Origin of the sequence: Natronogracilivirga saccharolytica (assembly GCF_017921895.1) — a bacterium.
Taxonomy (GTDB): Bacteria; Bacteroidota; Rhodothermia; order Balneolales; family Natronogracilivirgulaceae; genus Natronogracilivirga; species Natronogracilivirga saccharolytica.
In genome coordinates this window covers 13,513-33,617 of the sequence record NZ_JAFIDN010000018.1, presented here as the reverse complement: position 1 = coordinate 33,617, position 20,105 = coordinate 13,513, and the positions used below count along the sequence as shown (strand labels likewise).

21 protein-coding genes and 1 pseudogene are annotated in these 20,105 nt (G+C 47.2%); 1 reads left to right on the top strand and 21 read right to left on the bottom strand.

What is annotated here, in order from left to right:
- Window positions 1-94 precede the first annotated feature (94 nt).
- The 3 genes and pseudogenes from NATSA_RS14925 to NATSA_RS14915 form a co-directional block, all read right to left on the bottom strand.
- Window positions 95-541, bottom strand: coding sequence for a DUF2334 domain-containing protein (locus tag NATSA_RS14925; RefSeq protein ID WP_210513421.1), 447 nt, complete (start codon window positions 539-541; stop codon window positions 95-97).
- 389 nt (window positions 542-930) lie between these two features.
- Window positions 931-1,065: pseudogene (locus tag NATSA_RS15910) on the bottom strand (helix-turn-helix domain-containing protein); the annotation flags it as partial.
- The gene (locus NATSA_RS14915) at window positions 1,034-1,387 is read right to left on the bottom strand and encodes a hypothetical protein (RefSeq protein WP_210513419.1); all 354 of its coding nucleotides are present in this window, start codon (window positions 1,385-1,387) and stop codon (window positions 1,034-1,036) included. The pseudogene NATSA_RS15910 and the gene NATSA_RS14915, both read right to left, overlap by 32 nt.
- On the opposite strand from NATSA_RS14915, the gene NATSA_RS14910 reads away from it, so the two are divergent.
- Window positions 1,324-2,205 (top strand): transposase, encoded by an 882-nt coding sequence (locus tag NATSA_RS14910; RefSeq protein WP_272491792.1) that lies wholly within the window; start codon window positions 1,324-1,326, stop codon window positions 2,203-2,205. The two genes, NATSA_RS14915 and NATSA_RS14910, sit on opposite strands and share 64 nt — an antisense overlap.
- A gap of 255 nt (window positions 2,206-2,460) precedes the next feature.
- Here NATSA_RS14910 and NATSA_RS14905 read toward each other — a convergent pair whose 3' ends face one another.
- The 18 genes from NATSA_RS14905 to NATSA_RS14820 all read right to left on the bottom strand — a co-directional run bounded on the left by NATSA_RS14905 (window position 2,461) and on the right by NATSA_RS14820 (window position 20,090).
- Window positions 2,461-3,615, bottom strand: a complete 1,155-nt coding sequence (locus NATSA_RS14905) for a glycosyltransferase (RefSeq protein WP_210513417.1) — start codon at window positions 3,613-3,615, stop codon at window positions 2,461-2,463.
- 109 nt (window positions 3,616-3,724) lie between these two features.
- Window positions 3,725-4,354 carry a hypothetical protein gene (locus NATSA_RS14900; protein WP_210513416.1) on the bottom strand — a complete coding sequence of 210 codons (630 nt, stop codon included), beginning with the start codon at window positions 4,352-4,354 and terminating at the stop codon, window positions 3,725-3,727.
- 12 nt (window positions 4,355-4,366) lie between these two features.
- Window positions 4,367-5,098 carry an SDR family oxidoreductase gene (locus tag NATSA_RS14895; protein WP_210513415.1) on the bottom strand — a complete coding sequence of 244 codons (732 nt, stop codon included), beginning with the start codon at window positions 5,096-5,098 and terminating at the stop codon, window positions 4,367-4,369.
- Window positions 5,099-5,104: 6 nt separating this feature from the next.
- Window positions 5,105-6,046 (bottom strand): polysaccharide deacetylase family protein, encoded by a 942-nt coding sequence (locus tag NATSA_RS14890; RefSeq protein WP_210513414.1) that lies wholly within the window; start codon window positions 6,044-6,046, stop codon window positions 5,105-5,107.
- Window position 6,047: 1 nt separating this feature from the next.
- A complete protein-coding gene (locus NATSA_RS14885) occupies window positions 6,048-6,974 on the bottom strand; it encodes a Gfo/Idh/MocA family oxidoreductase (protein ID WP_210513413.1) in 927 nt (308 codons plus the stop codon).
- 2 nt (window positions 6,975-6,976) lie between these two features.
- The gene (locus tag NATSA_RS14880; RefSeq protein ID WP_210513412.1) at window positions 6,977-7,714 is read right to left on the bottom strand and encodes an SDR family NAD(P)-dependent oxidoreductase; all 738 of its coding nucleotides are present in this window, start codon (window positions 7,712-7,714) and stop codon (window positions 6,977-6,979) included.
- Window positions 7,715-7,779: 65 nt separating this feature from the next.
- Complete coding sequence (locus tag NATSA_RS14875) at window positions 7,780-8,490, bottom strand: acylneuraminate cytidylyltransferase family protein (protein ID WP_210513411.1); 711 nt, start codon at window positions 8,488-8,490, stop codon at window positions 7,780-7,782.
- 1 nt (window position 8,491) lies between these two features.
- Window positions 8,492-9,559 (bottom strand): sugar phosphate nucleotidyltransferase, encoded by a 1,068-nt coding sequence (locus NATSA_RS14870; protein WP_210513410.1) that lies wholly within the window; start codon window positions 9,557-9,559, stop codon window positions 8,492-8,494.
- Between the two features lie 7 nt (window positions 9,560-9,566).
- Window positions 9,567-10,736: a UDP-N-acetylglucosamine 2-epimerase gene (gene neuC / locus NATSA_RS14865; protein ID WP_210513409.1), complete on the bottom strand. Its 1,170-nt coding sequence runs from the start codon at window positions 10,734-10,736 to the stop codon at window positions 9,567-9,569.
- Window positions 10,733-11,740 (bottom strand): N-acetylneuraminate synthase, encoded by a 1,008-nt coding sequence (gene neuB, locus NATSA_RS14860; RefSeq protein WP_210513408.1) that lies wholly within the window; start codon window positions 11,738-11,740, stop codon window positions 10,733-10,735. Before neuB ends, neuC begins: the two co-directional genes overlap by 4 nt.
- Window positions 11,737-12,633 carry a methionyl-tRNA formyltransferase gene (locus NATSA_RS14855; protein ID WP_210513407.1) on the bottom strand — a complete coding sequence of 299 codons (897 nt, stop codon included), beginning with the start codon at window positions 12,631-12,633 and terminating at the stop codon, window positions 11,737-11,739. Before NATSA_RS14855 ends, neuB begins: the two co-directional genes overlap by 4 nt.
- A gap of 30 nt (window positions 12,634-12,663) precedes the next feature.
- Window positions 12,664-13,839 carry a LegC family aminotransferase gene (locus NATSA_RS14850; RefSeq protein WP_210513406.1) on the bottom strand — a complete coding sequence of 392 codons (1,176 nt, stop codon included), beginning with the start codon at window positions 13,837-13,839 and terminating at the stop codon, window positions 12,664-12,666.
- Window positions 13,840-13,935: 96 nt separating this feature from the next.
- Window positions 13,936-14,916 carry an NAD-dependent 4,6-dehydratase LegB gene (locus NATSA_RS14845; RefSeq protein WP_210513405.1) on the bottom strand — a complete coding sequence of 327 codons (981 nt, stop codon included), beginning with the start codon at window positions 14,914-14,916 and terminating at the stop codon, window positions 13,936-13,938.
- Window positions 14,917-14,949: 33 nt separating this feature from the next.
- Complete coding sequence (locus NATSA_RS14840) at window positions 14,950-15,705, bottom strand: hypothetical protein (RefSeq protein ID WP_210513404.1); 756 nt, start codon at window positions 15,703-15,705, stop codon at window positions 14,950-14,952.
- Between the two features lie 35 nt (window positions 15,706-15,740).
- On the bottom strand, window positions 15,741-16,613 hold the full coding sequence (locus NATSA_RS14835; protein WP_210513403.1) for a hypothetical protein: 873 nt from the start codon (window positions 16,611-16,613) through the stop codon (window positions 15,741-15,743).
- A 68-nt stretch (window positions 16,614-16,681) separates the two neighbouring features.
- Complete coding sequence (locus NATSA_RS14830) at window positions 16,682-17,953, bottom strand: glycosyltransferase family 39 protein (protein ID WP_210513402.1); 1,272 nt, start codon at window positions 17,951-17,953, stop codon at window positions 16,682-16,684.
- Between the two features lie 6 nt (window positions 17,954-17,959).
- A complete protein-coding gene (locus tag NATSA_RS14825) occupies window positions 17,960-18,937 on the bottom strand; it encodes a hypothetical protein (protein WP_210513401.1) in 978 nt (325 codons plus the stop codon).
- Window positions 18,927-20,090, bottom strand: a complete 1,164-nt coding sequence (locus NATSA_RS14820) for a glycosyltransferase family 4 protein (protein ID WP_210513400.1) — start codon at window positions 20,088-20,090, stop codon at window positions 18,927-18,929. The genes NATSA_RS14825 and NATSA_RS14820 overlap by 11 nt, the downstream gene beginning before the upstream one ends.
- Window positions 20,091-20,105 lie beyond the last annotated feature (15 nt).

Here is a 20,105-nt window from a genome sequence, read left to right as displayed (position 1 = left end):
AACAACAGACCACGAAAAAAACTTGGATATAAAACGCCTTTTGAAGTATTCTTCAATACCTTCAAACCTTTAACTATACCCGATACCTCATAAATCATAATCGGGCACTTGGAATGTTATTCTGCCCAAATGTAGTTACCGAATCATCTATTATATTTTCAAGAAACTTTTTTCCTTTGTCTATTCTTTCTATCTGGCTATTGTAATCAAGACCCGAAAACTCCGTGTTTTTTTTTACACTAATTGTTTGGTGAGAATAGCCGTGTAGCGCTATATCCAACGTTCCCTTTACATAACCTTTCTTTAGAATATCCACCTTCTCAGAAGTAAGGGGTGCTAAATTCTTAGGTGAAGGGTCATGTAGGTTACCAGTAGAGACAAAGGGTATAACTCCAAAGGTTATGGCTACTTCATTTTCGCGGAATGTATCAATTAATCTTAACTCTAAGTCCGTCGAGCTTCGGGCAGAATAATCATCAAACCGAAATACGACATTAACTATTTTATTCATTCTTTTATCAATATTTTTAAATGAAGCCATACTTTTAGTATTTCTTTAATAATATTTTTATTATCATTGTATATTTATGTATTATAAATACTATTATTTTCGTCGACCATTAATATTTTTTTATAGGCATAATTAATATATTATATTATTATTTATTTTAGTAAGGGTTATTCTATAATTTAAGTATCTTAAAAGCTCTATAAGTTAGCAATTATATAGTTCGTGTTCCTCATTTAACTTATTTTATTAGGTAATGAGAATGTAAATAAGGAACGCTCATATTTTTTATTAGATGTTCGATGTTTTGAATATCGATTTGATTAAGCAGCCCCTCGGGCAGAAAGAGATTGAGTAGGTCTTTTTCCATGACCAAGTATACAAATTCTCACCCTTCTCCCCACAATATGTAATTGATCCTTGTTTCGAATCTCACGCGTGATTACGCTACGATGACGACAAAGTTTTTTTGCAATTTGTGCCAGCTTGTAGTCCAGAAGAAGCAACGATGCGATTCGTTCACGATCATAGTGGGTGAGTCGTTTGTGTGTTTCCATAGCGCAAGATCTCCATTTGTTGGAAATGTTGCGTTAGAAACTTGAGACCGCCATGCTTCGAAAATCCGGTCGCATTGCCGATATCGACGTTGCCAAATCCATGATCGGACTGCTTTCCCTCGGCAAACCCGATAATGATGGCATTGGTGAATATCGCGATGAGCGGTTTTTCACCCACAGCCTGGCATGGAACGCTTGCCATCGCCGGAAACCCTGCGGCAACGTATTGCCTGTTGGCCGGAAAAAAACGCGTGAGGTCTGGCGCAATTTCAACATTCGTCGGCTCCGGCGAAACAAAAAATATGTGATCGAAAAGATTCATGGTCGCCGGCCAACAGTAATTGCGAGGGGACGGGCCGGTGGATTGCCCAAACGCTGCAGATGGTCCGGAAAATCACCGATGCCCCGATTCTGTTTACAGCCGATTCGGGCAACGACAGCACCGATAACGTGGAAATGTTGCGAGAGCAACCAAACACCGATTTTATTCTCAAACACAATCTGCGTAAGCAAGACCCGGCCGAGTGGCTGGCCCTGGCCAAGGAGCAGACCGGTGAGAAAAAACACGAGGAGGTCGATATTGGGACGCGGGCCTGGTATGGAGAGGAAAAAGTGGCTTTGCCAGGTCAGGACGATGTCCCGGAAGACAAGAAAGTCAAACAGCGCGTAGTATTCCGGGCTATCTGGCGTTTTGCCAGGCCTGATGGAGTGACCGCCCAGTATGTGACCGATCCGCAGATAACCATCGATGCCTACTGGAACTCGCTGGACTGGATCCCGCAACATATTAAAGCCTTTTACCAACAAAGCGGTACCAGCGAACAGTATCACAGCGAACTGAAAAGTGATATGGACTTGGAGCACCTGCCGTCGGGCAAAATGGCGGCCAATCAGCAGGTTTTGGATCTGGCCATGATCGCCTACAACCTGCTTCGCCTGTTGGGTCAGCAAATGCTCGAGACCGGACTGGTACCGGGCCGCAAGGCACGAAGCCATCGGTTGCGTCTGCGCACGGTCATGCAGAATCTGATGTATATGGCTGGGCGTCTGGTGCGTCATGCGCGTCGCAATATATTGCATATTATTAATGGACACGGCTGGGCAATGCCGGTCATGGCCTTGGCGCGGAGCCCGGACTGAGCGGGAAAGTCCCGGAAAGCCGCTTGCAAGACCATCGAAGATTTTGGAGATACAGCCCATGGGATCGGTGCCTGTGTTATTCGCTATAAATAGCTGATAAACAATATATTGCTCGGATATTTGGAGCTTGTTTATGGATTTTTACAGCCCAATTGTCTGCGAAAATGAATGAAATAAGAAGTTTTCGGTTTTTTCGGTTCCAAAAATTGAAAATGAGCACTAACTCAGGATTCAGGTAAAAGAAAAGTCTACAGACTAATTCCGAATACCCATAATTTTTTCAATTTTATTATACAACTTACGATAATCAAAATGTTGCATGGCATATGTTCGTGCATTCTTGCTCATTTTTTCCCGCAAGGATTGATCTTTTAATAACTTGCTGATATAAGCTGCATATGCATCAACATCATATTCATCAACCAGCATTCCGGTTTCACCATGTTTAACAAAATGTGGAATTCCACCATGTCGTGTTGAAATTGTTACAGCACCAGCAGACATTGCTTCTTGTATTACAGAAGGGAAACCTTCGGTATTACCATTTTCATCCATAACTGAATGAATTACAAATAGAGATGTTTTGGCCATCAAGTTACTAACAACATCGTGGTTCTGAGCACCGGCAAAGTTAACACTTTTTTCAATTCCAAGTGAGTGGGCCAATGCTCTACAATTTTCAAATAAAGGTCCGTCTCCAACCATGACAAGTTTTGCATTAGGAATACCTTCTTTTACTTTAGCAAATGCGCGTATTGTAATGTCCGGTGCTTTTTTACTCACAAAACGTCCCACACCAAGAATCAAGTGTCTGTCTTTTTCTGTCGGCCTGAACTTTTCGACATCAGTGCCACTTGGAATAACATGTGCTTGTTTCCATTTAACACCGATATTAGATAGATTATCCAACAGGTGGGGGGAGACAGCAAAAATACCTTCCATTTGAGGTATCAATCTGCGATATGAATATCTTATTTTCCAATCCTTCAGTTTTTCCGATGCATCAAAACCTCTGAAATAAGTATAAACAGGAATACCCATTGGTTTTGCAATTGGAAGCATCATACAGCCATGTGTACCAAATTCAGCAAGAATTATTTTTACCCTATTTGTTATTAAAAAACGCTGAATGCTTTTTCGCTCTTTTTTATCTGGAATTCTTTTATACCCAAACCTGATCGATTGTGATAATCGAAGGACTTTTCTAATGGGCTTAGGATAATTATGCCAGTTATACAATACTTTTTCCACATATATTTTATTATCATATTTACTAGCATCATCTACTTTATTACAAATAATAATGGTGTTACCATTATTTAATTTATTTATGTGTCTACTTATAAATGTTTCGGAAACAGCTCCTAATTTACCTGTAGCGATGGCAATTCTGTCGTGATTTTTTAGCATATTTTGCCTAATGTCAGGTTAAAAAGTCCAGAAGCCTCGGTTGTTTGGTATTTAACTCCAGTATATCCTGACCACTTCAGACCATACCTGGTCAGGAACTACTGAAACTTTAGGTATGAATTTCCTTATTATAAAATTCACTATGCACGACATGTAACCTGCAGGGCACTTTCTCAATGCCTGCAAACCTGCTGATGATCAATCGGTGCATTCCGGCGTAATTGCGGATACAGGAACCATCCCTGGTTATATTCACGGTCAGTTCATCCGTAAACAGAAGGGAATCCTTCAAATTCCTGCTGAGCTTCCAACCCGATTCTTTTAAGTCACGATAAAGATTATCCCTCTCAGCTGACCGTCTCATGATTTTGTTACGATAATCGGTTCTGAGCTTACCGTGCTCTTCCTGATAATCTGATATGATTTTTTCCCAGTCTTTCCCCTCAACAAACCGGTTATACATGAAATAGTAGTCTATGGTGTCTTCAATATTTACGAAATCCCTGTCCCAGTCACCCGGCATATGACAACCGGCAAACCTTCTCGAAAAACCATTCTTCATAGTGCCGATGACCGAGTCACTGTCAATCCAAATGACTTCAAACAGACTTTTCAGCGGCCATCTGACAATTCCCTTTCTGATCCGGTATTCGTTTCTTACGGCATGAAGATCAGAAAGCAAGAACCGCGGACCGTGTTTCAGGACGCTGAGTTTTCTTCTGACCGGGTACAGATCCATGGCTGCTTTTAATTAAATTGCCGTCCAGCCACCATCCACAATCAGATTTTGTCCGGTGATATATTTTGCATCGTCTGACAACAAAAACCATACGGCCGGTGCAATATCATCAGGCCTGCCCATTCGTTTCAAAGGTGTTTTTTTCTCGTAGGCCCGGACAAACGGGTCGGGTTGGTTATCAAAGATGCCGCCTGGTGAGACGCAGTTCACACGGACATTATATTGGCCATAGAGGGATGCCAGATAGCGGGTCATATTGATAATCCCTCCCTTGATGGCCGGATACGCGGCGGGCGGATTCATATCGGTTCCTTCATAAATGGTAAAGTCGTTGCCAACCACCCCGTAAGTGGAGGCAATATTCACGATACTCCCGCCTCTCTGCTGTCTCATGTGTTTCAATACCTGCTGGTTCAGGAGGAAACTGGAACCAAGCTGCCAGTCCATATTTTTTTTCAGGGATTCGGGCTTAATGTCTTCGAATGCAAGCCCCCAGTCCTCCGTTCGCGGATACGCGCTGGTTACAAGTCCGTCGATTGACCCGTATTCTTTCTTGACGTACGCAACGGCAGAAATCAGGTCATCAACCCTGGTCACGTCGCCTTCCACTTCATCGACACCTTCCACCCCGCTTGCCCGGATATCCATATTTACCGGAACCGCCTGTTTCGCCATGATGTGGGAAACAACTTCCCGGCCTATCAGGCCGGAACCGCCTGTTACCAAAATGATTTTTTTATTCATGGACTGCTATACCAGATTTAAAAAGTAGTTTGTGTCAAATCGGGGCAGACGGTATCTGTCACCTGACTGAATATCTGCAATCCTCTCTTCTGATGTAAATGCCACTTTGCATCCAGCTTTTTTCAGCGCAGATACAACTGCTTCATTGGTTTCTCCCCATGGATAACTCATGGAAATAAATGACGGATCCTGCCCCAGCTCAATAATGTGCTTTTTTGAGGCATCTATTTCATATTCCAGTTGATCCGGGTTCACATCTGTCAGTCTTTTGTGGGAATAGCCAATCATGCCGAAATCCATACCATTTTGTATCATGCACCGGATCTGGTCATCATTCATGTAAATCTCATGGTGCAATACTTCCCGGCTTGCGTCACAATATGTATCCAGAAGAATGTCTGAAATTTTGTGAGACAACTGGAAATCCAGGCCACTCTGCAGCAAGCGTTTTACAAACACCACCTCGGCTGGATCATACGATGATGCCACGGAATATTTTTGCTGATAATGCGATCCGTCCTCAAGATCATACTCTTCTTTGAATTGCTTCAAAAGGTTCAGTAGATCCTGAACAAGATCCGGGACATTCTCTGCGCAGGCAAGTATGTGGTGTATTTTGTGGTTGAGTATTATTTCCCTTTCTTTCAGCGGCTGAATTTCCGGGAAGAATGCACCGCTGACCGAGTGTTTCAGCAATTCAGGAAAAACAGTTCTGTAATGGTCACTGAAACAGTCGTTGAATGTGAGCAGCAATGCATTCTGCGGCAATTGCGATTCGCCTTCAAGTGCACGTATCAAATCTTTCAGGGAGATAACATGGTAGTGCTTTTTGAAATACCGCAGCTGCTTCCGGAACATATCCGGTTCAAGTGCATTAATGGCCGGATACCTGCTGGTTTTTCGTTCTCTGACGTAATGGTAGACGACGATTGTGACTTCATTTCCCATATTATTCCTTGTCGCTTACCTGTACTTTTTTGTTCGTTTCTCTGGATTCAGCAGCAGCCATCAACGCCCGCATCAGATTGAGGGTTTCCCTGTAATCCACAACATGACGCCCGCCAGTCATCAGTTCATGGAACGAAAAGAGCAGATTTCTGAAACAGGAGAAGTTGTCATCGAAGGTCACACTGACGTGCCGTCCGCTTTTCGCATAAAATGTTGCATTGAATCCTTTCAGGGCATTGTCTCTGATCACAACGGCATATTTTCCGTTCTGATAGTTCAGCCGAACTACATCGGTTTGCCCAGATCCAATGTTCTGAACCTCTGTGATCGGGGAGTTAAAGACCGGCTGGATTGCTTCCATCATATGTATGCCGTATTTGTACCAGTCAATGGTCGTGACCGCCGAGGCACAGACAAGGTCACTCCGCATCGCATCCAGAAACACAGGATCCATGAGCCGCGGATAAAACCGGAAACCGGAACAACTCATGAGCTGACCCTTTTTGAGAAACGGAATGAAATACTCCAGGTCATCTTCCGTGGTTGCAAGGGGCTTGTCAATGAAAACATGAAGCCCCTCTTCGAGAAACGGCTGCGCCAATGCCCTGTGTGACTCCGCATCATCACGTGCAATAATGACACCGTCCACTTTTCCGGTCATCTCCTCATAAGCAGATGCCACGTGAGAAATATGGCAGCATTCGGCAATATTACGGGATATGTTTTCATCGGGTGCCCACACATAATCAACGGAAAGGTTGCGGATTCCGAATTCGAACGGACTTCTTTTCCGCAGATAATCTGCAATGACCGGGTAGGGAGACTGATCCATGCGGTCCTGCCGGTATCCGTTTATAATTGCCGAAAAGGAATAGGGATGCCCGTTTCCTTCATTATAGCCGATCATGCCCAGTGATATCTTCTTCACTTTTACAGTACCTTTTTCAGTTTTTCGTTGCCGATTCCCTTCAGCCACTGTACGCCCTCCAGATCCGGAAACAGCGGCACTTCATATCCCAGCCAGTAAAATCGTCCGGTCTCTCCCGATTCCGGCAGCTGCAGCAGATAATCCAGTGTCGGGTGACAAACTTCGGGCTCCATGGGTGCCTTCGGCGCCATTTCTGATTTTACCGGACCGGGACTCATGAGATTGATCTTGATGTTGTACTCCCGGTTCTCCTTTGCCATAGTGACCGTCAGGGAGTTCAACAAGCCTTTTGTTGCACTGTAGATGCCGAATCCGGGAAAGCAGTTCAGCGGAGCGCCCGAGGTTACGTTGATGATCCGGCCGAAGTTCTGCTTTCGCATTTCAGGCAGGACTCGTTTCATGATGTACCATGGCATGCGGGCATTGACATTAATGTCCTGTTCCACGTTTTCCCAGTCGTGTTCGTCCAGATTTCCACCTGTCATGACCCCTGCGTTGTTTATCACATAAGGGATATGACCATGCCCGGCAACAATATCATCGATTTGTTTCTCAGACGCATCCACATCCCCCAGGTCGGCCGGGACGAATGCAATGCGCTCATTACCGTGTTCATGCAGAATTTCAGGTTCCCTCCTCGACACCAGGACCAAATCATATCCCCTGTCATGCAAATAATAAGAGAGCGATTTCCCGACTCCGCTGCTGGCTCCCGTCAGCAAAACTGTTTTATTCTCCATCAGCTTTGGTGTTTTATTTTAAACTTATGCGGGTGAATAATTCCTGTTACCGCAACACCGATCTCCTATTTCCCCGCTTTCTGACTCTCACGCATTTTCAACACCTGTTCGGCGATGAAAAAATCAATCTCGCGATCTATGTCAACAACACTTTCAGCATCGGTTATGAGCGGATATATACGCCCGGAAAGGGGCAGTTTTGTGATCTTACCGGAAAAAAGATGTTTTTTGAAACCGTAGTACTGCCCGGTAAGCCGGTATCCGGGCACCTGCTGCTGTCTGGGCAAAAAAGGATCAGCGCCGGGCATCAATGGCTGAACACCATCCTCGCTGCGCAACCAGATCCGGCTGGCCGGCGGATTGGTCTCACAAAAAGATGCGACCGAATCGTATCCGTCTTCCAGTGCGGAAATGGCCTCGACCAGTTCTCCGCGATCCCTCACCGGCGCGGTTGGTTCCAGCAAAAAAATCAACTCTGGTTCATAAGGCTCTTTGGCCAGCTCATCAAGAACATGAACCATGGCATCCACCACCAGGGAGTTGTCCCCGGCCAGATGTTCCGGCCTTTTTATAACCTGAACCCCGTGCTCTTCTGCCCGCTCACAAATTTTCTCGTCGTCTGAAGTTAACACAATGCGGTCAAATACGTTGCTCCGGACAGCAAAGGACAAAGTGTGGTCAATCAAGGGCATCCCGGCAAGAGGTTTCAGGTTTTTTCCGGGAACTCCCTTGGAGCCGCCTCGTGCAGGTATGATGGCGATAATATTTCTGCTCATATCACAAACTCAGTTTTTCTACGGCCTTTTTGTACTCGATCCATTCGCCGACATCGATCCAGGAGTTTTCACTGATCGGATATATGCCAATTTTGTGGCTGTCTGAAATCTTATCGATCAGATCGGTAATATGAAAAAACTCATCATCCGGAATATAGCGGAGCAAGTCCGAATTCAATACATACATTCCGGTATTCACCAGCAGATCGTATTCCGGTTTTTCTTCCAGACTAACCAGCTTACCATCGCTGCTAACCTTGCAGACACCATATGGAATACTGTAATTCTTAAGGGAGGATACCATGGTCATGTCGTTCCCCGCATCCTTGTGATGTTTCAGCAGATCGGCGTAATCGGCTTCGATGATGATATCACAGTTGGTCAGGATGATCTCCCCGTTTGTTTTGCCTTCGAGTTTCTTCAGCGCTCCGACGGTTCCAAGCGGCTTGTTTTCAATCAGGTATGATATTTTGTAGTCCGGAGACAGTTCCTCGAAATAGGACCGGATGATGTTCGCCTTGTGACCAAGCGACAAATAAAAAGTATCGACCTGGTACGGCAGAAACTTGGATATGATGTATTCCAGAATGGTTTTGTCACCTACGGGGATCAATGGTTTGGGAAGAACCCTGGTAAACGGTTCCAGGCGGGTTCCTTTGCCACCGGCCATGATTACGACATCGGCGTCGACAAGATGCCCGGGCCTTTTGGTGACCCGGTTGTTGAAAAGCTTGTCGTATAACAGAAATTCCTTGATCTCATGATTATCATCTACAACCGGCACATAGGTGATATTGCGCTCCCGCATACCCTCTTTTACCTGCACCAGATCATATCCGGTTTTGACAAAAAATGTTCCCTTGAAGCAAACCTTCTCCACACTGGCATTCAGGGGGCCGTCCTTGAGAATCCACCTCCGGATATCGCCATCCGTGAGTGAACCGATCAGCCTGTTCCCGTTTTCGACCACAAACAGGATTTTCTGTTCGTTTTTTTCCAGCTTGACCAGCGCATCCTTGACCGCTGCGGACTGGTCTATGATGATACTCTTGAATTGTTCCAGCGTCATGAAGTTTTCAGGTTTTCAGATCATAAAATGACTTCATCACCGGTCCGTCCGGGGGACTTGACAGAAGGACTCTCGCGATTTTTCGGGATGTCATTTCACCCTGTGATTCATAGGGATTGGTTATGTTGCCGAGCTTGCTCCTGAATTCAGTACTCAGGCAGGTTTTTATGGCCGATGCAATGGCATCGCTGTCCGGTTCACAGTCAATGACACTTTCAGCCCTTACCCTTCCTTTCTGCCGGTTTCCGATATTTACGGTTCCGGTTTTCAGGCTGGGCGCCTCTATAATTCCGCTGGAGGAATTGCCCACGATGCATGCGGCATGTTTCAGGGCGGATAAATAACGCTTCTGCCCCATCGACACAAAGGAAACTGCCTTTCCGGGATTTTTTTTGACATAGTCATCAATCATGGAAATGATAATCCGGCCGCCGGTATCGGCATTGGGTTTGGTAAAGACTACCCTGACATCCCCGGCCTGATCGATTGCATCCAGCAATTTCCCGAACTGGGAACCTGCCGTCTGTGCTTCCAGTGTCACAGGATGAAATGTCACGAGCAGGGTGTTATCGGTGATCCTGAACGGGAGCTCTTTTTCCAGCCCGGTCACGGACATAAGCTCCATCCGCCTGATGTTGTCAATTCCGGGTGCACCTGTATTGAATACCCTGTCGGGATGTTCGCCCATCCGGATAATCCGGTTTCTGTAGATTTCGGTGGATGCAAAATGCCAGTGGCTCATTTTTGTGATGGCATGCCGGAATGACTCGTCCATTGCCCCTTCGGTGGTTTCACCTCCGTGAATATGTGCTATGGGGATGCGCATGACCGTGGCGGCAGCGGCGGCGGCAAGCAGTTCAAAGCGATCACCCACACCGATCAGCAGATCCGGTTCAAGACGCTGCAGTGCCTCGGAAAAGGAGATCATGCCCAGGCCCATGGCCTTGGAGATGCCGACCGGCGAATCAGATGAGAGCAAAATTTCCACTTTTTCGACCTGATGGCACCCGGCTGCATCGATTTCCTGATGCGTCAGGCCGAATTCCGGAGACAGGTGCATCCCGGTCACAAGCAGCTGCAGTTCCACACCGGCTTCATTCCTGAGTTCGCTTATCAGTGGCTCAAGCAACCCGTATTCGGCACGGGTACCCGTAAAAACACAAATTTTCCGGCTCATATGGTGATCAGTTCATCTTTCATGAAGTCCTTTTCTGCCTTTCTGCCCAGCACTTCATCCCAGAGCATCGGTGAGAGGCCGCTTCCCGGACGTTTGACGGCAAGGTTGCCTTCGGTAAACTCATCGCCTTTTGCTATATCTGTTGCAGCAACAATACTTTTTCTTACCACAGGTATGTTGGCGGCCTCGGACGGTGACGGTTTTTTGGTTTCGCTGCCGAGAGCCTTTTCTACATTCCAGATGCCGGCAACCATTTGCTGAAGTTCATCCGGTTCCAGTGAGGCCTTGTGGTCCGGCCCTTCCATGTTCCGGTCCAGAGTGAAATGCTTTTCGATCACTGTTGCGCCCAGCGCCGCTGCGGCGAGTGGTATTTCAATTCCCGTCGTGTGGTCAGAATATCCGATATTGACATCGTATGTCCGCTTGATGGCCTGCATGGCACGCAGATTAACATCCTCAAAGGGCGTTGGGTATTCCGTATTGCAGTGCAGCACCGTTATGTTACTTTTGGGTGTGCCGCCGGAAACCAGCACCTGCAGTGCATCCCCGACCTCCTTCATGTCTGCCATTCCGGTGGACAGGATAACCTGTTTTTTCAAAGCGCCCAGTTTGCGCAGATAGGGCAGGTTGGTCACGTCTCCCGAGGGGACCTTGAATATATCGAGTCCGAGACGATCCAGAAGATCAATGCTGTCATGGTCAAAGGGAGATGAAAGAAAGCCGATGCCTCTGCTCCGGCAGTGTGAAATCAGCCGCTCATGATCCTGTACCTGCAACTCCAGGCGCCTGATCATGTCGTACTGGGATTCCGTCACATCGGTTGTCCTGTTCTGGTAATCGGCCTTGGGAGCATTCTTGCTGACGAGACCGTCAGCCCGGAAGCTTTGGAATTTGACAAAATCAGCCCCTGCTTCAGCGGCAGCATCAATCAGCTCTTCAGCCAGTTTCATCGAACCGTTATGGTTCACTCCCGCTTCTGCTATGATTTTAATGCCATTGCTCATGATCCTAACCTGTCTCCTGTTTTAAGTGGAACCGGACTGTCAATTTCCATCAGTTCCAGTGTAGTATCTTTTGTTTTGACAATTAATCCGGCAGATGTGGTTCCGACCAGCTGACCGGGAATTCCAATATAGGCCGGTGCGCCGGGAATCATCTTGGCCTTGTTGATCCTGACGGTTTGTCCTTTGAAGAACGTTGTGGCTTTGGGAGCGGGATCGCAAACAGCCCGGATAAAGTTGAAGAGATTCCGTGAGGAATGATTCCAGTCGATGATTTCATCACCTTCCCCCCTCATTCCGCAATAAAATCCGACGGGATGAATCTCCGACTGCGGTGTTCTTGCTGCTGTGCCGTTCTGAATTTTTTTTACAGTATCATGAAGCAGGCCGGCACAATACGTATAGGACCGTTCCAGCAGCGTCCGGTAGGTATCGGAATCCCGGATGGGATAGGTTTGCTGCGAAATGATGTCTCCGGTATCAATGCCGGTATCAATATGGTGCACGGTGATGCCGAACTCCTTTTCGTCATTGATCAACGCCCAGTTCAGAATATTCCGGCCACGGTAAAACGGGAGTTTTCCCGCATGGCAGTTGATGGAGCCCCATTTGGGAATGTTCAGCAACAGTTCCCTGAATATCTGGTTGAAACTCATGGATACAAACAGATCGCATTCATAGCCGGCTGCCAGCTCCATGAATTCCGGTGAATTGACAAGCGCGTTTTCATGGCAGGGAATCTGATGTTCCCGGGCAAGCCGGATCAGCGTCTGATCGCGCGAGCCCTTTCTGGGCACAACAAATGATATTTCAACGGATGGATCATCTGCCAGACGATCCAGGGCCTGGTGCGACCAGGGACCGTCGGCGAAATAACCGATTGTAATTTTATTCATATACCTGCTGCAATGTAATGCCGTATAAAATCATAATATGTTTCCCGGAACGGAGCTTGGAATATTCACAAGCCGGTCAGCCAGGTCTCTTGCATTGTCAAGCCGGTCCGTTTGGCAGGAACGGTACATTTCCAGCTCGTTCATCAGGCGCCATGCCGGACGGGTCATAATACCCTGGTCGTTGGTGTAAGCAAGAAATTCATCCCGGGCCGGTTTGCCGGGGAGCATGATGGTGTTCAGCCAGTAATTCGAGTGTGCATGTTCGGGCTCGGTCATGAAGATGATGGATGCATCCCCTGCTGCCTGACCATTTGTGTCTGAGCCGGCAAAGAATTCCCTGTACTGTTCTGCAATGCGCCGTTTTTCACGCAGAAACCGGGGAAGTTGCTCGAGCTGGGCCAGTCCGAGGGCGGCATTGACATTGGGCATCCGGTAGTTGTATCCGGTCTGATCATGGATAAACTCCCATTTGTGGGGAACCCTGGCCTGTGTGGACAGGTGCTTTGCCCGGCCGGCCATTTCCTTGTCCCGGAAAAGGAGCATCCCGCCCCCGCCTGCCGTGATCACCTTGTTGCCGTTAAAGCTGAGCACACCAATATCTCCGAACGTGCCGGTGTGCCTCTCCCGGAAGAAACTGCCCACGCTCTCGGCCGCGTCTTCGACCAGCGGTATATGATACTCTTCGCAAATGCGGACAATGTCATCGATCCGGCACGGATGCCCATAGGCATGCATGGGTACGCAGGCGGCAATCCGCCGTCCGGTCGATTTGTTGATGCATGTCGGTTCGTTCCAGTCGCTGATGCTTGTTATCTCTGCATGATTTTTCAGCCAGTTGCGCAATGCATCGGGTGACAATCCCATGGTTTCGCGATCGACATCCAGAAATACGGGCTCCGCCCCGCAGTACCGAATGGCATTGGCTGTGGCTACAAAAGTAAGCGGCTGGGTAATCACCTCGGTTTCGCGATCTGCACCGCACAACCGGAGCGCCAGGTGCAAAGCGCTTGTGCCGTTGACGCATGCCACCGCTTGAGCGGATCCGGTATATTCTGTCATCCGGCCTTCGAATTCGTCCACATAGGCCCCGACACTGGAAACAAATGTGCTGTCGATGCACTTTTCCAGGTACTTTTTTTCGTTGCCCCTGAAGACCGGCGCGTGAAGCGGGATGAATGCTTCGGGCTGTTCCGGATCTCCGTACACATTACGTATAAATTCCGTTACTTTTTTGCAGTATGTCGTAAATCCGGGTTCCAATGAGCTAAGTAGTTCCAGGGTTGCGGGGGCTTGTCAAAAGCTCTAAATATTATAGATCGCCGATTTGAACTTTTGCAGATTATGAGGGTTTGTGTACCATGAAACCGTCTCTTCCAGTCCGGCTTCCAAAGAGCAGGCCGGCTCCCAGTCTGTCAAATTTGTGATCTTTTTGTTGTCGCCCCAAAGTCTGAACACTTCAGATTTTTCAGGTCTGATACGCTGCTCATCTGTTATGAACTGCACATCGCTTTTCATGATACTTTTTATGAGTGCCAGCGTGTCAGCCATTGATATTTCAGAATTGGATGCAATATTGATCTCCTCTCCAATGGTCTTGCCGGATGCAGCCACGGCCAGGAATCCGCGCACAACGTCTTTAACAAAATTAAAGTCCCTTGTCGGGGATACATCGCCCAGTTTAATGCTTTTCTCACCGGCGACTATCTGGGTGATGATGGTCGGAATGATGGCGCGCGCCGATTGACGCGGGCCATAGGTATTGAACGGCCTGACAATGGTGACCGGCAAATCAAAGGATGTGTAAAAACTCATCGCCATGGCATCGGCTGCAATTTTTGAAGCTGAGTATGGTGATTGCGGCTGCCTGGGATGATCTTCATCAATCGGAACATACCGTGCCGTACCGTAAACTTCTGAGGTGGAAGTACTCAATACCCGGATGCCGCCAAGCTCTTTGGCCGCCTGACATACATTCAGGGTGCCCCTGACATTGGTATCAACATAACTGTCGGGTGCGATGTAGGAATATGGAATTGCGATCAATGATGCCAGATGGAAAACGACATCCATATCCTTGAGACAATGCTTTACAAAATGCGGATCACGGATATCTCCGCTGATAATTTCCAGGTCAGGGTGATCCCGGACATCTTCCAGCCAGCCCCAGAAGTTGAACGAGTTGTAGTATGAAAGCGCTCTGACCCTGAATCCTTTCTCCAGCAGAAGCTCTGTCAAGTGAGAACCGATAAAACCATCTGCGCCTGTAACCAATGCCCTGTTCATTCTTTGAAAAATTTATTCAAGAGTATTAATTATTCAGGTATCTGAATTATATTCGAATTTATGGTTTAACGGGGTCACATCAGCCGGCTGAACTCCGCCGTTTTCAGTCATCAAAGAGTCAACTGTGAACAGATTCTTTTTCACATGATCAGGCAGTGACCTGAAGAGGTACCGGTCGATTTTGCCACGAGATGATGTGAAATAATCAACCTGATCGAAGTGTCCTCCGCCCTGCAAACTTATGCCACTCATTACAATTGGATGCCCGGGGTATTCGCTCAGTGCCTTGATTACACAAAACAGTCCGGATGAGGCGCCTGTCGGATATTTTTCCTTCACCAGGTTATATACTATTCTTACAGCCCTTCCCGGGTGCTTGATTTTTTGCAATGATGTAAGTTTAAGCCATTCAGCCCAGTAGGTCCTTCGACCGAATAAAGCGTGCTGGAGAATATATGAATCCTTTCTTTTCATTCTTTCCATCCGCACTCCGTTATTCATGAATTCAGGAAACAGCTCTTCCAACGGGTAGGGACACGGGTTTTTTGTGATTAATCTGTTGGGTTTGGCTTCCCTGATGACATTTTGAAAGTATTCTTCGAGAACGGTTTTTCCGGATACGACACAGGTGAGCTGCACATCGGGATTCAATTCCCGATACGGTTTTGCTTTAAGAGCCGCCGCATTGGCGGCATAGATATGTACAGGTCTGATATCCGGCAGCATGGAATCCTCTTTGGACCCCAGTACAAGGACCGGTTGCTTTCCTTCAGGCAGTGATTTCTTCATGTAATGTTCAGGTGTTTGTTTGTGTGCAGATATGGTTATCCCCGGTCGGGCAATTCTTCCAGGAGTTTTTTCCTGATATCAAAATGATCAATTGCCTTTTGAAAGCGCACTTCCGTCTGATCGTTATCGAGCCATTCCTTTGGTGCTGTTACAGAGTTCAGAGGAATATTTGTACTTACGAGTTTCTTCGGTATTCTTACACAAACCTGTCTTGTACCATTGGCAAGCGCTGCTGCCCAGAACCATATATCCGATCCGCGGCCCGGAACAATTTTATTTATGGCATTCATATCAAAGGCCCTCTTATCCAGTGAAGCCGGCGGGTAATAAACTCCCCCCCATCCGATGAAATAAACTTGCTGCGATGGTGTTTTTTCATCCGCCCGTTCATTTTCCCGGTACATCATATTCAGTGACTGGCCTTTTTTATGCAATACCATCCCGATATGTCCGGTAATGTATGATTTACGGGCATATTCGTTTTGTATCAGATTGGCTATAACACCGGGGTGATAAATTTGATCATCATCAAGTGCTATCACTCCATAGTCCGGATACTTCTCCATTACCGGCAATAATTTTTTGACCGCATAGGTGTTATTTTTCACCCAGATTATTTCCAGATTTCGCCGAACCAGCTTTTGAATGTATTCGGGCAGAATCAAATCCGGCCATTCTTCTTCAGATAGCACCAGAATCCATTTTGCAGGCAATACTGTTTGCCTGCTCAAGGCTTCAAAAATGGCGGGAAGAAGATGGCTTCGCTTCGGATAGCTGGCAATTGATACCACAAATTTTGCTTCCGGGTCGACGGGAAGAGCAGTGTTGTTAATCACAGAAAGGAAACTGAATTTTCTGTAAATAACGTGCTTGTTCAGATGTGAAAGCTTTTCCTTGATTTTCTTCATTATTTACTTCACAACATCCTGTATAGACATAATCTGAACCATAACCACCCGGTTCGGGTTACGGACAATCAGGGACGCAAACGCTTCGAAATCCAAACTACGCTTGCGGAGTCCCTGACCTTGTCATACACCACTTTTCGCAGTGGATAAAAATGGGGGGCAAGGCAAATGATTATGGGCACAATCTTGGCTCTGTGGCGCATTCCGGTACCAAAATTGGTCACTCCCCATGCAAACGCAATGATCATACCTATCAGCATGAAAAACACAGACATCTTGACCGGATCTTTCCTGATCAGCGGAAATGATTTGTAGATGCCCCAGAACAAGAAGATATAGAGCAGGGCATCAAACAAACCAACCAAGTCCCATACCGAGTTCATCATCCAGGGAAAAGGTGAGAACAGGAAATAGATGGACCTGACCGGTGTCTGCCAGACGACATCGGCCGGATTACCTGCGGTCATGCCGGTCAGGTAGGCAGCCCGGCCCGCCCTCCTGTCGCCTCCTCTTTCTTCGATAAGCTCCTCTACACCAAATTGACCTATGGCACCCTCGCCTCCAATGGTACCTAATCCCCACCCTGTTGTGTTCAGGTAATAAAGCCCCATTATGGCAATCGCCACGGCAAAGAACGTATGGATGAGCATGTAGACCTTTCCCGTGAGCATGGAATTGGCCATGACCCAGAGATTGTAGATGACCAGGGCGAGCAGCGCCATAAGGGCGGCCATGTGCAGCGCGGTACTCAGTGCAAATCCGAAAATGGCCAAAACCAGATAGTGCGGCCTTTTGAATTTGTACCATGACACGAAGTACATAAAACCGAGCGTAAGAAAGTAAACAACGAAGGATTCACGTATGGGGTTTTGTGCATAGACCACCAGCAGAGGGAATATGGCCAGTATCATGGCATTCTGCAGTGCAATCTTCCTGGTCCATAACAAACTGGAAATATGGTATGCATTATATACTGTAAATACTCCGGCAAGGATATTTATCGACCTGATAATCGCACTGTTATCCGTCCCGAAAAGGGAATAAAAAATGGCCATCATGTAGGAATAGAGGCCGGATCCGCTCGGATATGGCGGGGACAGGAGCTCCTGCAGGGTGAACGTCTGGTACATGGCAATGGCCCTGCCCTGGAACCTGCTGGCATCCGCGGCGGTCAGGTACGGCAAGCCGGAGTAGATGTACACATCGATCACCATCAATAAAACACGAGCCAGCAAGGCAATGTAGAGCACCTTTCTGAGCTGCGAGTCTGCGCTTGTGAACAAGTGGGTCAGGAAGGCCGCCACCAGGATGATCGACCATGTTACTACAATATCATACATTGTAAACTACTTTTTATAAATTCCTTTTTTTCGAAAATACTTCAGTGCGTCATGTATTACTTCTTCGAACCGGAAACCTGTTTTTTTCATACTGATATGCGCCGGCTTCGCTACGGTAATGCTCTCTTTTCGAATTCCATCGAACAATTCGACCCACTCGAGACACACTTTTTCATTGGTGTAGACTTCCCCTTTTTTTGCTCCTTTTTCAACAATATCAAGGTAGCGCCCTCTGTCACTGCTCAATAAATCGATGGCATCAATCAACTGTTCATAGTTTTCCACTTCAAGAAAGTCTTCGCCCCTGCTTCCGATCCACCGATACGTTGATTCCGGATTGCAAATCACCGGCACTTTGGCCTTCCAGCCGTTAATCAGTTTTGAAGCCGGTTTATGCGTGATGATGTCCTTGTTGAACTCCCTGACTGCCAGCACAATGTCAATATCCGAATAGTCATGCCAGCGGGATCTGTCAAGATGAACTATTTCAATGCCCCTGTCGGCCATGTCCTTCCGGAATCTTTCCTGGTACCGGGACACGGCATAGTGTTTCGGTATGCCGGCCATTCCGATTTTTTTCACCCCATGCCCGGTTTTCTTTCTTTTTAACAGTCCGGGTTGCGGCCAGTGGGTAATGTAGTACGAGTTTCTGTATTTAAGGGAGTGTTCAGGACTTTGAACAACCGACAAGTGTTTTGATGAAGCATAATACTTATCGGCCCTGATCACCACATAAACTGTCTTTTTGTAATCAGGAGTATAATGGAACCCGGCGATCCCCATGGCGGAAGCGGTGCCGACGTTGACAGCACCTGATACAATGTTATTGGAATATCCAATATCGGGATAACCGAATTTTTTCAAACGCAGACAGGTCAGGTAAGACCATATCATGTTGGTCTTTGTAAAAAATTGCCAGTCTTTATCAGGATCAACCGGAAACCGGTGATAATCATCACCCTTTACAACAAAATTAATATGCATCTTGCCCCTGCCTTTGCTTGTTCCGGATGATGTCATCAAAAAAGGCAAGATATCTTTCCGTTATATCGGCCAGGTTAAAATTGGCAACCACATGCGCCTTTCCCTGCTTTCCAAATCGCTCCGCTTTATCGGGGCGGGACAGCAGATCAACCACATTCACTTCCAATCCGGTTTCGTCATCTATTTCATTGATGTAGCCGCTGACATCATTCTGCACCACCATGGCCACATCTCCGGCATTTGTTGCAACAACCGGCCTTTCAAGATAATGTGCTTCCACTGCGGAGCCGGGCACCCCTTCGGAATCGCTTGATATCAACAATACATCAGAGGCAACAATAAATGGTTCCACGTCACTCTGATAGCCAAAAAATCGGACGGAACCGCCCAGGCCAAGTTCGGATACCTGACGCTGCATTTCTGCTCCAAGCTCCCCGTCACCGACAACCCAGGCCACCGCTTCGGGAATGTACTTCCTTACTTCAGCAAATACCCGAAGAAACCGGTCAGGCCGTTTTTGCCTGGTAATATTGCCCAAAAAAAGAACGATTTTTTCGGAAGGAGCCGCCTGAAATCTTTTGCGGATTTGATTCCGGGTTTTGTCATTTGAGAAGCTCTGAAAATCAAATGACCTCGGGATGGATACGCCGGGTCCATTGTACCTGTACAGGCTTCTGTAATCCTGCAGCGCTTTTGCACCAACACCGACGGCACCTTCAATCTGTGGTGTAATAACATGTCGGCTGTACCACTGCCGGACCATGGACCGGTTCCAGTATACAACGCTGTCAATGACCCGTACGACAAAGGGAGCATTTCCCCGGTAATAAAACCGTTTGACAATGCTGCCGTACTTGACCGATCTTGCCCCGTTCAGCAATACCACGTCCGGATCGAAGGCATGGATATGACCGGCGATAAGCCGGCACAGCCAGGGCTGAAAAGACGGGATGATTTCAAGAAAATTGCTCTTGTCCCCCTTAAGCAAACGGTCATCGTCATCAAGCGGCAAAAGGGACGTCTCATCTTCGGGGCTGTACAGAAAAACCCTTTTGCAAACATGCCCGGTATCATTCAGCTGTTTTTTGAAATGCTGGCCGAACATCTGTGCGCCCCTTCGGATGATTTCGTTATCAAGAATCAACAGTTTCATTACGCTCTGAAGGCA